Annotated in this window: 8 protein-coding genes; 4 read left to right on the top strand and 4 right to left on the bottom strand. The window is 39.2% G+C overall.

Annotation, left to right across the window (positions count from 1 at the left end):
- Positions 1-36: 36 nt before the first annotated feature.
- Positions 37-5,586 (top strand): SIALI-17 repeat-containing surface protein, encoded by a 5,550-nt coding sequence (locus ACWPV5_RS04110; RefSeq protein WP_454382453.1) that lies wholly within the window; start codon positions 37-39, stop codon positions 5,584-5,586.
- Positions 5,587-5,887: 301 nt separating this feature from the next.
- On the opposite strand, the gene ACWPV5_RS04105 is transcribed toward ACWPV5_RS04110, so the two are convergent.
- Both ACWPV5_RS04105 and rsmG read right to left on the bottom strand, forming a co-directional pair.
- Positions 5,888-7,171, bottom strand: coding sequence for a uracil-xanthine permease family protein (locus ACWPV5_RS04105; protein ID WP_031227914.1), 1,284 nt, complete (start codon positions 7,169-7,171; stop codon positions 5,888-5,890).
- Positions 7,172-7,375: 204 nt separating this feature from the next.
- Positions 7,376-8,089, bottom strand: coding sequence for a 16S rRNA (guanine(527)-N(7))-methyltransferase RsmG (gene rsmG, locus ACWPV5_RS04100; RefSeq protein ID WP_023944292.1), 714 nt, complete (start codon positions 8,087-8,089; stop codon positions 7,376-7,378).
- Between the two features lie 93 nt (positions 8,090-8,182).
- Here rsmG and ACWPV5_RS04095 point away from each other — a divergent pair, with 93 nt between their 5' ends.
- Together ACWPV5_RS04095 and htpX are read left to right on the top strand one after the other, a co-directional pair.
- On the top strand, positions 8,183-8,743 hold the full coding sequence (locus tag ACWPV5_RS04095) for a LemA family protein (RefSeq protein ID WP_000219846.1): 561 nt from the start codon (positions 8,183-8,185) through the stop codon (positions 8,741-8,743).
- Between the two features lies 1 nt (position 8,744).
- A complete protein-coding gene (htpX, locus tag ACWPV5_RS04090; RefSeq protein ID WP_219966693.1) occupies positions 8,745-9,644 on the top strand; it encodes a zinc metalloprotease HtpX in 900 nt (299 codons plus the stop codon).
- A 505-nt stretch (positions 9,645-10,149) separates the two neighbouring features.
- Here the strand turns inward: htpX and rlmB are convergent.
- Entirely contained in the window at positions 10,150-10,878 is a 729-nt protein-coding gene (gene rlmB / locus ACWPV5_RS04085) for a 23S rRNA (guanosine(2251)-2'-O)-methyltransferase RlmB (RefSeq protein WP_023944296.1), read from the bottom strand.
- Between the two features lie 44 nt (positions 10,879-10,922).
- Positions 10,923-11,534 (bottom strand): peptide deformylase, encoded by a 612-nt coding sequence (gene def, locus ACWPV5_RS04080; protein WP_265480335.1) that lies wholly within the window; start codon positions 11,532-11,534, stop codon positions 10,923-10,925.
- Positions 11,535-11,708: 174 nt separating this feature from the next.
- Here def and ACWPV5_RS04075 point away from each other — a divergent pair, with 174 nt between their 5' ends.
- On the top strand, positions 11,709-13,034 hold the full coding sequence (locus ACWPV5_RS04075) for a CapA family protein (protein WP_265480336.1): 1,326 nt from the start codon (positions 11,709-11,711) through the stop codon (positions 13,032-13,034).
- Positions 13,035-13,050: the final 16 nt, after the last annotated feature.

Genomic DNA, 13,050 nt, shown 5'->3' with positions numbered 1-13,050 from the left:
ACTGTTAGGAAATAAAATTAAAGAAGGTGATTACGCTTGTCATTATTTAAAAAAGAACGATTTTCGATCCGAAAAATCTGTGGGATTGTTGGTTCGGTGTTACTCGGAAGTGTCTTGGTTGCACCGTCAGTCATCCATGCTTCTACCTATCATTATGTTGAAAAAAGCGCTCTTACAAAGGAAGAACAAAGTAAGATTCAGGCAGGAATTCCTACTGATAATGAAGCAAGTTATGCTCTTATTTATCAGCAGGAAGCTCTTCCTGCAACAGGTTCATCGACTTCTGTGCTTACAGCTTTAGGTCTATTAGCTGTTGGTAGTTTAGTCCTTTTGGTTCATAAAAAGAAAAAAGTTAGTAGTTTGTTCTTAGTTACTACTATCGGACTGATTAGTCTTTCTAGTATGCAAGCTCTCGATATAAGCAATCCTTTGAAAGCTCCAAGTAATGAAGGAGTAGTTCAAATTGCTGGATATCGTTATATTGGATACTTATCCCTTGATGATGATGCAATTTCAGAAATTCAACATAAGGATGAGGGGACAAAGAATGTTCCAGTATCTGAAACTCAGGTAAGTATCCCTAATGAAGCGCCTAAAGCTGAGAAACCTAAATACACTGAGCCTGTAAGTACAGTCCCAGATGAGGCGCCTAAAGTAGAAAAACCTGACTATACGCAACCAATAGGTACAAACCTTGTAGAGCCAGCAGTTCATGAGAAACACGAATATACAGGTCCAATTGGCGGTAATTTAGTTGAACCAGAAGTTCATGAAAAACCAGAGTACACTGAACCTGTAGGTACTGTTCCAGACGAGGCTCCTAAAGCAGAGAAGCCTGACTATACGCAACCAATAGGTACAAACCTTGTAGAGCCAGCAGTTCATGAGAAACACGAATATACAGGTCCAATTGGCGGTAATTTAGTTGAACCAGAAGTTCATGAAAAACCAGAGTACACTGAACCTGTAGGTACTGTTCCAGACGAGGCTCCTAAAGCAGAGAAGCCTGACTATACGCAACCAATAGGTACAAACCTTGTAGAGCCAGCAGTTCATGAGAAACACGAATATACAGGTCCAATTGGCGGTAATTTAGTTGAACCAGCAGTTCATGAAAAACCAGCATACACTGAACCTGTAGGTACTGTTCCAGACGAGGCTCCTAAAGCAGAGAAGCCTGACTATACGCAACCAATAGGTACAAACCTTGTAGAACCAGAAGTTCAACCAGCCTTACCAGAAGCTGTTGTGACTGAAAAAGGAGAACCGGAAGTTCAACCAGTGTTACCAGAAGCGGTAGTTACAGAAAAGGGTGAACCGGCAGTTCAGCCAGCGTTGCCAGAAGCTGTTGTGACTGAAAAAGGTGAGCCTGAAGTTCAACCAGCCTTACCTGAAGCTGTTGTAACCGAAAAAGGAGAACCGGCAGTTCAACCAGCCTTACCAGAAGCTGTTGTGACTGAAAAAGGAGAACCGGCAGTTCAACCAGCGTTGCCGGAATATACGTCAAAAGTTGCTCCAACTTTGACTTTAGATAAGGTTACAGAAGATGCGATGGATCGTTCAGCTAAATTGGATTACACTCTTGAAAATACAGGTAATGCTGAAATCAAGAGCATTATAGCTGAGATTAAAGATGGGGACACTGTTGTTAAGCGAGTTGATTTATCTAAAGAAAAATTGACAGACGCTATTCAAGGTTTGGATTTATTCAAAGATTATAAAATTGCAACAACAATGACTTACAACCGTGGTGAAGGTGATGAAACATCTAAATTAGATGAAAAACCTTTACGTTTAGAGTTGAAAAAAGTTGAAATTAAAAATATCGCATCTACTAATTTAGTGAAGGTAAATGACGATGGTACTGAAACACCTAGTGATTTCATGACTGAAAAACCTTCAGATGAAGATGTGAAGAAAATGTACTTAAAAATTACTAGTCGTGATAATAAAGTAACACGTTTAGCAGTTGATAAGATTGAGTTAGTAACTGAAAAAGAAAAAGAACTTTATAAAATTACAGCAACCGCTCAAGATTTAATTCAACATGTTGATCCATCTAAGACTAGAAATGAATACATTCATTACATTGAAAAACCTCGTCCCAAGATTGATAATGTTTACTATAATTTTAAAGATTTAGTAGACGCTATGAATGTTAATAAAAACGGTACATTTAAAATTGGTGCAGATTTGAATGCAGAAAATGTACCAACGCCTAATAAAGAATATGTACCTGGGACATTTAGAGGTACATTGACCAGTGTAGAAGGTAACCAGTATTCAATTCATAACATGAAACGTCAATTATTCGGTGGTATCGAAGGTGGTTCAGTTAAAAATATTAACTTAGCAAACGTTAATATCAATATGCCTTGGATTAATGATATTTCAGCACTTGCTAAGACTGTTAAAAATGCGACAGTTGAGAATATCAAGGTTACTGGTAGCATTCTTGGAAACAATAGTATTGCTGGTATTGTTAATAAGATTGATCGTGGTGGCCTGTTAAGAAATGTAGCATTTATCGGTAAATTGCAGGCTGTTGGTGATCGTGATTGGAATTTAGCTGGTATTGCTGGTGAAATTTGGAAAGGTAACTTAGATAGAGCATATGCTGATGTAACAATCACAGGTAAACGAGCTAGAGCTGCTGGACTTGTCGCGAAATCTGATAATGGTATGGATAATTTCACTGTAGGAAAAGAGGGTTCTGTTCGTCATTCAGTTGCTAAAGGTACAATTGACATTGATAATCCAGTTGATGTTGGTGGGTTTATCAGTTCTAACTGGGTATTAGGGCAAATTGAAGATAACGTATCAATGGTGAAAGTTTCTAAAGGTGAGATCTTCTATGGTTCAAGAAATATAGATGACGAAGGTGGTTACTTCTCAGGTAATAGACTTGAAAATGATTTCGTTGTTCGTGATATGAGTACAGGAGCCTCTTCATATCAACGTTCTAAACGTGTTAAAGAAATTAGTTTAGAAGAAGCTAATAAGAAAATTAAAGGGTACAATATAACAGCTAGTGGATTTGAAATTAGTGCTCTTCCTGAAGATACGCTTAACCGTACAGCACCAAAATCAGAGGAATACAAATCAACTCAAGACTACAAATCCGAACGTGATTTGGCTTATCGTAATATTGAGAAACTTCAACCATTTTATAACAAAGAATGGATTGTCAACCAAGGTAACAAACTTGCAGAAGATTCAAACTTAGCTAAGAAAGAAGTTCTTTCTGTTACGGGTATGAAAGGCGGACATTTTGTAACTGATTTGTCAGATATTGATAAGATTATGGTTCACTATGCGGATGGTACTAAGGAAGAAATGGATGTTACTAAGAATACTGATTCTAAAGTGAAACAAGTTCGTGAATATGCCATCGCTGGACAAAACGTTGTTTATACACCAAATATGGTTGAGAAAGACCGTGTGAAACTGATTGCAGATGTGAAAGAGAAGTTAGGTTCAGTTACATACGATTCGCAAGATGTTCGTAAAATTATTGGAAATCCATCTGATTTGTATCTAGAAGAAAGCTTTGCTGATGTTAAAGCTAATCTTGATAAATTTGTGAAAGCTTTAGTCGAAAACGAAGACCATCAATTAAATAGTGACGAAGCTGCGATGAAAGCACTTGTAAAGAAAGTTGACGACAACAAAGCGAAAATCATGATGGCTCTATCTTACTTGAATCGTTACTATAACATTAAGTATACTGACAACAGCATGAGTATCAAAGACATTATGATATTTAAACCTGACTTCTACGGTAAAACACCAAGTGTGTTAGATCGCTTGATTAACATCGGGTCTAGTGAGAAGAACTTAAAGGGTGACCGAACTCAGGATGCTTATCGTGAAATCATTGCAAGTAATACTGGTAAAGGTAGTCTTCGTAACTTCCTAGAATACAACATGCGTTTGTTCACTGAGGATAAAGATATTAACGATTGGTTTATCCATTCTGCTAAAAATGTATATGTTTCAGAACCTAAGACAACAAATACAGAGTTGAAAGATAAACGTCACCGTGTATTCGATGGTTTAGATAATGGTGTTCATGGACGTATGATCCTACCTCTATTAACTCTTAAAAATGCCCATATGTTCTTAATTTCAACATATAACACGATGGCGTACAGTTCATTTGAGAAATATGGAAAACATACAGAAGAAGCTCGTAATGAGTTCAAAACTAAGATTGATGAAGTTGCACATGCTCAACAAACTTATTTAGATTTCTGGTCCAGATTAGCTCTACCTAATGTTCGTGATAGACTTCTTAAGAGTCAAAATATGGTACCGACACCAGTTTGGGATAACCAAAACTACCATGGAGTCGACGGTGCCAACAGCATGGGATACGGAAAGAACGGGGCAATTATCAGACCTATTAGAGAATTGTATGGTCCAACTGGCAAATTCCACGCAACAAATGGAGCCATGGGAGCGATGGCAAGTATTTACGATAGTGCAAACAATAATGACCAAGTTTACTTTATGGTAACCGATTTAATATCACAATTTGGTATTTCAGCATTTACACATGAAACAACACACGTCAATGACCGAATGCTCTATTACGGAGGATACAGTCAACGTGTTGGTACAAATGCAGAAGCCTATGCACAAGGTATGCTGCAAACACCTGACAGCTCAACGACTAATGGTGAATACGGCGCACTTGGAATTAATATGGCTTACCATCGTCCAAATGATGGTAACCAATGGTACAACCCAGATCCTGACAAATTAAAGACACGTGATGACATTGACCGCTACATGAGAAACTACAATGAAGCTATGATGCTGCTTGATCATGTAGAAGCTGATGCTGTACTTCCTAAAATTAAAGGAGACAATAGTAAGTGGTTCAAGAAGATTGACAAAGAAATGCGCTCTAAGATTCAGTACAATGATCTTTTAGGTCCAAACCAATGGGATAGTGTCCGTGATTTGAAAGGTGAAGAAAAGGTAATGACTTTATCTAGCGTCAATGATTTAGTGGATAATAACTTCATGACGAAACATGGAAATCCAGGTAACGGACGTTATCGCCCTGAAGATTATGCTGTCAACTCAGCATATGTAAACGTCAATATGATGGCTGGTATTTATGGTGGCAATACTAGTCTTGGAGCTCCTGGTTCATTATCATTCAAACACAATGCCTTCCGCATGTGGGGTTATTATGGATATGACAAAGGTTTCACTAGTTATGTATCTAACAAATACAAAGATGCGGCTATTAAAGAAAATAAAGGTTTGCTAGGCGATGACTTTATTATTAAGAAAGTATCTGGAGACAAGTTCAAGACACTTGAAGAGTGGAAGAGACATTGGTACGAGGAGGTTCTTGCTAAAGCTAAGAAAGGCTTTGAAGGTATCGATATTGATGGCGTCCATATCAGTAACTATGATGAGTTAAGGCCTTTATTTGATAAAGCAGTCGAAGAAGATTTGAAAAAAACAGATGACTTCTCTCATACTGTAGCTCTTAAATCTAAGGTATTCAAAGCCCTTCTTAAAAATACAGACGGTTTCTTTAACCAACTGTTTAAAAAAGACATTTAAATGTTTAGAATATAAAGGGAACAGTTTTTTGCTCCCTCTGAAAAGTCATCATTTGATGGCTTTCAAAAAGCACCTCAAAAAAGGTATTGCCAAGTTGCAATACCTTTTTTTGAGGCTCTTTTATCTTGTCCTTGTTTCAATTGACGATACCACATTATGTACTGTTTTGCTTCATTTTATTATAAAAGGACTTAGTCTTATGCAGTACAGAACTAAATCCTTTCAATAATTATTTGTGCAACTTTTTGGGGTTAGTAAAGAGAAGCTCGTTTTTGTTCATTCTCTTTCTGTGTCAAGTCTCTTAATCTTTATTTTCGTATGGTAAGATCAAGTTCAAGATGATTCCTGTCATGGCTGATAGGGCAGTACCTGAAAGTGTAACTGGACCGAGTTTAAGGATAGCTCCTCCAAGTCCAAGAACCAACATAGCACTTGCGATGATTAGGTTACGCATTTGACCAAAATCAACACGTTCTTTGATCAAGACTTTCAAACCGTTGCTGGCGATAACCCCGTAGAGAAGGATTGACATACCACCAAGTACAGCATTTGGAATGGTTGAAATCAAGGCAGTGAATTTACCAAGGAAGCTGAGGGCAATCGCGATAAAAGCAGCGTTACGGATAACTGAGACAGAAGCGATACGAGTCATACCGATAACCCCTGTATTTTCTCCGTAAGTTGTATTGGCTGGTCCACCAAGAAAGGCAGAAACTGAAGTTGCGATACCGTCACCAAGAAGAGTACGGTGAAGTCCTGGTTCTTTCAAGAATTGACGGCCACAGATTTGACCCAAAACAGTATGGTCACCGATATGTTCAGAAATTGTTACGATAGCGATTGGCAAGATAGCGATGGTTTCTGGACCAAAGTAAAGATTGTATTCTTTAAAGGCACCACCTGTGCTAAATGGTAAGTAGAAACCAGGAATTTCAAACCAGTTAGCTTTTAGAACTGGTGTAAAGTCAACCAAACCAAGAGTTAGCGCGAAGAGGTAACCACCGATAATGGCAAAGAGGAATGGAATGATTCGTAGGAAGCCTTTTCCTTTTGTATTGATAAAGGCAGCAATTAAGAAAGTAACAACTGCTACAAGAGCATTTTTCCAATTCCCATCAGCTACAAGACCAGCGTTGGTAACAGCTGAACCTGCAAGTCCAAGACCGATAACGATGATCATAGGTCCGATGATGATTGGTGGCAAGAGTTTATCAATCCATTTTGTACCTGCAAAACGAACACCAGCAGCCACAAGGACATAGACCAAACCAGTCAAGATAACCCCTGTTTGAGCAGCAGATACATCACCACCCATTTCTTTCATAGCAAGAGACATTGCTGTGATGAAGGCAAAAGAAGAACCTAGATAAACTGGAACTCTAAAACCAGTTGAAATCATGTAGATGAGTGTTCCAACACCCGAAGCAAAAAGGGCAACAGATACAGGCATTCCCAAAATCAATGGTACCAAAATGGTCGCACCAAACATGGCAAAAACGTGTTGGAAACTAAGGAGAATTCCTTTGCCAGCTGAAGGACGTTGGTCAACGTCTAGTAACAAATCAACAGTTGATTCTTGTTTCATATAAACCTCACTTTTGGGCATCAAAAAAGAGCCCATTATTTTACAGCAATAGGCCCTCAGAGTAAGACTTCTTTAAAATCTAGACTTTAAAGAGTTTCAAATATTTCTGCGTCTTCGTCACCTCACGGGATGACATTAAAAACCTTTGCTTGTGATAGTATAGCAAAAATTACAAACTTTGTAAATATTTTTTTACTTAAAAATTTAAAGTGGGCGTTTATTGGGCATACCAGCCTTACGTGGATATTTATTTGGTGTTTCTTTTTTCTTTTCTACCACTGTGATGTAGCGCGGATCTCCATTAGGTAGAGCGTAGCTGAGATTGTCTTCGACCTTACTAAAAAGGAGGTTGAGGGCATTCTTAGCTTCTAATAATTCCTCAGGCGCATTGCTAGCCTTGAGTGCCAATAGTTTTCCGCCAACTTTAAGGTAGGGGATAGTCAATTCAGACAAGACCTGCATACGGGCAACCGCACGAGCTGTTACAAAATCATATTGAGCACGGAAATTCTTGTCTTGGGCAAAATCTTCTGCACGTCCATGGTAGAAATGAACACCGTCCAAATCCAGTTCTTGAGACAAAAGTTGGAGGAAGTTGATGCGCTTATTGAGCGAATCAATGATAGTCACATCAAGCTGAGGATAGAGAATTTTCATCGGCAGACTAGGAAATCCTGCCCCAGCTCCAATATCAAGAAGTTTGATAGTTTCATTGGGAATCAAACCTTGAAGAATGGGTGCAATCGAATCGTAAAAATGTTTGAGATAAACTTCTTCCTTGTCTGTAATAGCTGTTAGATTAATTTTTTCATTCCATTCGACCAAGAGCTCAAAATAACGTTCAAATTGTTTTTTTTGCTGGTCCGAAAGTGGAAGATTTTGCTCGGCAAGCAAGTTGTAAAATGTTTCTGGTTTCATAGTTATTTCCTTCTTTAGTATCATCTTATTTTACCACAATCATTAAAAATTTGATATACTGGTACTAATCTAAAAGTAGAAAGGACTTATATAATGACTTGGATTATTCTTGGAGTTTTAGCTCTTGTTGTTATTTTTGTGATCGTTAGCTATAACGGTTTGGTTAAGAATCGTATGCAAACAAAGGAGGCTTGGAGTCAGATTGATGTTCAGTTGAAACGTCGAAATGATCTCTTGCCAAACTTGATTGAGACTGTAAAAGGTTATGCCAAATATGAAGGTTCTACCCTTGAAAAGGTGGCAGAACTGCGTAACCAAGTGGCAGCAGCGACTTCACCAGCAGAAGCTATGAAAGCTAGTGATGCCCTCACTCGTCAGGTTTCAGGTATTTTTGCAGTTGCAGAAAGCTATCCAGATTTGAAAGCTAGTGCCAACTTTGTTAAATTGCAAGAGGAGTTGACAAACACAGAAAATAAAATTTCTTACTCCCGTCAACTCTACAACAGTGTTGTCAGCAACTACAATGTAAAATTAGAAACTTTCCCAAGCAATATTATCGCTGGAATGTTTGGCTTTAAAGCAGCAGATTTCCTTCAAACACCAGAAGAGGAAAAGGCAGTTCCTAAAGTTGATTTTAGCGGTTTAGGTGACTAAGATGTTGTTTGATCAAATTGCAAGCAATAAACGAAAAACGTGGATTTTGTTGCTGGTATTTTTCCTACTCTTAGCTCTTGTTGGCTATGCGGTTGGTTACCTCTTTATGCGATCTGGGCTTGGTGGTTTGGTTATCGCACTGATTATCGGCTTTATCTATGCTTTGTCCATGATTTTTCAATCAACAGAGATTGTCATGTCCATGAATGGAGCGCGTGAGGTTGATGAGCAAACGGCACCAGACCTTTACCATGTAGTGGAAGATATGGCTATGGTGGGTCAGATTCCCATGCCACGAGTTTTCATCATTGATGATCCAGCCTTAAATGCTTTTGCGACAGGTTCTAATCCTCAAAATGCGGCGGTTGCTGCGACGTCAGGTCTCCTAGCTATCATGAATCGTGAAGAACTAGAAGCTGTTATGGGACATGAGGTTAGTCATATTCGTAATTACGATATCCGTATTTCGACTATTGCTGTCGCTCTCGCTAGTGCTATCACCATGCTTTCTAGTATGGCAGGTCGTATGATGTGGTGGGGTGGCGCAGGTCGTAGACGAAGTGACGATGATCGAGATGGAAATGGCTTAGAAATCATTATGCTAGTGGTTTCCCTACTAGCTATTGTGCTGGCACCTCTCGCTGCAACCTTGGTACAACTAGCTATTTCTCGTCAGAGGGAATTTCTAGCTGATGCTTCTAGTGTCGAGTTGACTCGCAATCCTCAAGGGATGATCAATGCTCTACGTAAGTTGGACAATAGCGAGCCGATGCATCACCATGTCGATGATGCTAGTAGCGCACTTTATATCAATGATCCCAAGAAAGGGGGAGGGTTCCAAAAACTATTTTATACCCACCCACCTATTTCAGAACGGATTGAGCGTTTGAAACATATGTAAAATTTGCCTATACAATCCTAAAAATGAGCTTTCTCGTAGTTGGAGATGCTCATTTTCTTATATAAGAAATTCAGAAATCAATTTGTTATGATACAACTTATATTCTTCGAAAATCTCTTCAAACCGCATCAGATTCGCCTTGCCGTACTTAAGTCCAGCCTGCGGCTAGCTTCCTAGTTTGCTCTTTGATTTTCATTGAGTATTAGAATTTCTTTAGGAAACTTCGTTCAGAACACATGATATATCGAAGAAGAATCTAGCATCTATGTCAAATGGAGGAGGGCAACTGATCTCGTTTTTCGAAAATTAGAGAATATTTTTGGTGAGCTCAGAGTGTGTGTTAGAGACAACTAGACCAGCATAGTAGAGCTTGAATTCATTTTCACGAGCATGGATTTTACAAATCAACTATTCAAAAACCACACAGTTGTTTTCAGCTTGATTGTGAGTAAAACTGAAATCACTGAGCGGTTTTATTTAGAATCTGGTTTTTGTCCAGCCTCTTTTATAGGCGATTTCGGAAAACTTCGTACATGAGAATGGCTGCAGCAACACTGGCATTGAGACTTTGAACATGTCCATTCATGGGAATGGTAATCATTTCATCAACCTGTTTTTTGATGTTGCTAGAGATGCCTTTTCCTTCATTTCCGATGATGAGGGCGATTTTCCCTTTTGTATTCCACTTATGGCAAGGAGTCCCATTCATATCTGTTCCAAAGGTCCAGAAGCCTTCATCCTTGAGTTTGTCTAGAGTTTGGCTTAGGTTGGTCACTCGGGCAATGGGAACGTGTTCAATAGCACCTGTGGCTGTTTTGGCAACGACAGGTGTTACTCCGACAGCACGGTGCTTGGGAATGATGACTCCGGAAACATTGGTCGCATCGGCTGTTCGCAAGATAGAACCCAGATTATGGGGATCGGTTAAACCATCTAGAATCAATAGAAGTGGATTTTCTTCTTGACGCGTTTTGGCAAGGATGTTATCCAGCTCGCTATAGGCAAATTCAGACACTCGTAGAACAAAACCTTGGTGGACAGCACCTTCAGTCATCTCAGAGAGAGATTTTTTTGAAGTCCAAGAAATGGATACCTTTTTTTCTGTAGCTAGTTCCTTGACTTTCTCAACATTCTTACCTCGGAGATCTTCTTGGAGGTAAAGTTTGTTTCCTGTGTTTGCAAGGAGGGCTTCGGTAACGGCGTGGACGCCATAGACAATATCATTTGTTTTCATGCCTCTATTATAACACAAAACCCCGTCTTGCAACGGGATTTTCTTTATTCAAGAATCAGTAAACCATCTTTAACTGCAAATGGGTCTTTTTCATTGATACGATCGTAAAACATGATACCGTTTATGTGGTCAATTTCATGCTGAACAACGATGGAGTTGTAGCCTTTGAGTTTGATACGGTGTTTTTCTCCATATTTATCGAAGTAGTCAACAGTGACGCGAGCATGGCGGACTACATAGCCAGGCACGTTGCGGTCAACAGACAGACAACCCTCTCCTTCACCAAGAGCAGCGTCTTGAACAGAGTGAGAGACGATTTTTGGATTGTACATAATGGCTTGCAAATCGTAGGCTTCCTCTGGAGTTTCGCCTTCTTCAACAATATTTGGCACCAAAACAGCGATAATGCGTTTTGAGATATCTAATTGAGGAGCAGCAAGTCCAACCCCACCGCGGAGCCCCATCTTTTCAGCCATGACAGGATCTTGGGAATGTTTGAGGAATTGCATCATCTTTTCGCCAAGAATGATTTCCTGGTCAGACAAGGGGAAAGTAACTTCCTCAGCAACTGCACGAAGAGTCGGATTCCCCTCGCGGATAATATCGTTCATATCAATTAAGTGAGCAGCTTTTGTAATACGTTCTATAGCAGACATTTTCTCTCCTTTCATTACCTCTACATGATATCACAAAATGACAAGGATTGAAAGCATTACGGCATCGAGCTTTTATAGAAAATGCCTTTTAGGTTCGATTCAATTGTGAAAGAAATACTTATCTGTGTTATAATAAAAAGAAAAGGCTTGCATTAGAAAGTAGGGAGGATGAAGATGCAAAGAAGACAAGATAGACATAAACGTGGACCAGTTTTTCGTTTTGTGAAAGGTTTAGTCAACTTTTTTAGACGTTATCGTAAGTGGAGCAACAAGGGATTTGTGGCGGTACTCTTGCTAGCAGTTGCTTTATCAATGGGATTGGTCTTATTGTTTGAAAGCTTTCAAGGAATCCCCTTGACCAGTCAAAAAAAGGATGTCATTTCTCAAGAAGCAAATAAGACCAATCAAAATGCTAAAAATCAGGAAGAGGAAAAAACTGCTAGAATTATGGCTCATGGTGATTTGCTTTATCATGATATTCTTTACTTTTCAGCAAAAAAGGATGATGGAACGTATGATTTTCATGAGAATTTTGAATACGTGACACCATGGCTTAAGCAGGCAGATTTAGCTATTGGTGATTTTGAAGGGACTATTAATAAGGATCATTATTTAGCGGGTTATCCTCTCTTTAATGCTCCTGCTGAAGTTATGGATGCCATTAAGGATGCAGGTTATCATGTTCTAGATTTGGCTCATAATCACATTTTGGATTCGCAAATTGAGGGGGTTATTTCAACGGCAAATGCTATCGAAAAAGCAGGAATAACACCTATTGGAGTTTATACGCACGAGTCACGTGATCAAGCTCCGCTCGTTATCAAGGAAGTGAACGGTATCAAGGTTGCACTTTTGGCTTATTCTTATGGATTTAATGGAATTGAGCAAAGTATTTCTCAAGAAGACTACAACCGCTATCTTTCAGACCTAAACGAAGATAAGATGAAGGCTGAAATTGAGCGTGCAGAGAAGGAAGCGGACATTACTGTTATCATGCCTCAGATGGGTGTTGAGTATCGCATAGAACCGACTGAAGAGCAAAAGGCTTTGTACCACAAGATGATTGAATGGGGAGCGGATATTATCTTTGGAGGCCATCCACACGTAGTTGAGCCATCTGAAATTGTTGAAAAAGATGGAGACAAGAAACTCATTATCTATTCAATGGGGAACTTTATTTCCAATCAGCGGATTGAGACCATGGAAGGGGTAGAAAATGCTAAGTGGACTGAACGTGGCGTGCTCATGGATGTGACCATTAAGAAGAAGGATGGAAAAACAACTATCGGAACAGCTAAAGCTCATCCTACTTGGGTCAATCGAACACCAAAGGGAACCTTTTCACCAGAAGGATATCCTTTATATCATTATCAAACCTATATCTTGGAAGATTTCATAGAGGGTGGTAGTCATCGTGACCAGTTAGATGAAGCAACTAAGGAACGAATTGATACAGCCTATAAAGAAATGAACGAACATGTGGGATTAAAGTGGGACTAACTTGAATCCAGAGGAA

It is taken from the genome of Streptococcus sp. Marseille-Q7156 (genome assembly GCF_965119495.1).
The sequence above is the reverse complement of the archived record's forward strand: the minus strand, read 5'-3'. Positions and strand labels throughout refer to the sequence as shown.

Bases quoted from the DNA above. Each gene is read 5' to 3' on its own strand.
- ACWPV5_RS04105 (WP_031227914.1), bottom strand. From the start codon at position 7,171: ATGAAACAAGAATCAACTGTTGATTTGTTACTAGACGTTGACCAACGT.
- rsmG (WP_023944292.1), bottom strand. From the start codon at position 8,089: ATGAAACCAGAAACATTTTACAACTTGCTTGCCGAGCAAAATCTTCCA.
- ACWPV5_RS04095 (WP_000219846.1), top strand. From the start codon at position 8,183: ATGACTTGGATTATTCTTGGAGTTTTAGCTCTTGTTGTTATTTTTGTG.
- htpX (WP_219966693.1), top strand. From the start codon at position 8,745: ATGTTGTTTGATCAAATTGCAAGCAATAAACGAAAAACGTGGATTTTG.
- rlmB (WP_023944296.1), bottom strand. From the start codon at position 10,878: ATGAAAACAAATGATATTGTCTATGGCGTCCACGCCGTTACCGAAGCC.
- def (WP_265480335.1), bottom strand. From the start codon at position 11,534: ATGTCTGCTATAGAACGTATTACAAAAGCTGCTCACTTAATTGATATG.
- ACWPV5_RS04075 (WP_265480336.1), top strand. From the start codon at position 11,709: ATGCAAAGAAGACAAGATAGACATAAACGTGGACCAGTTTTTCGTTTT.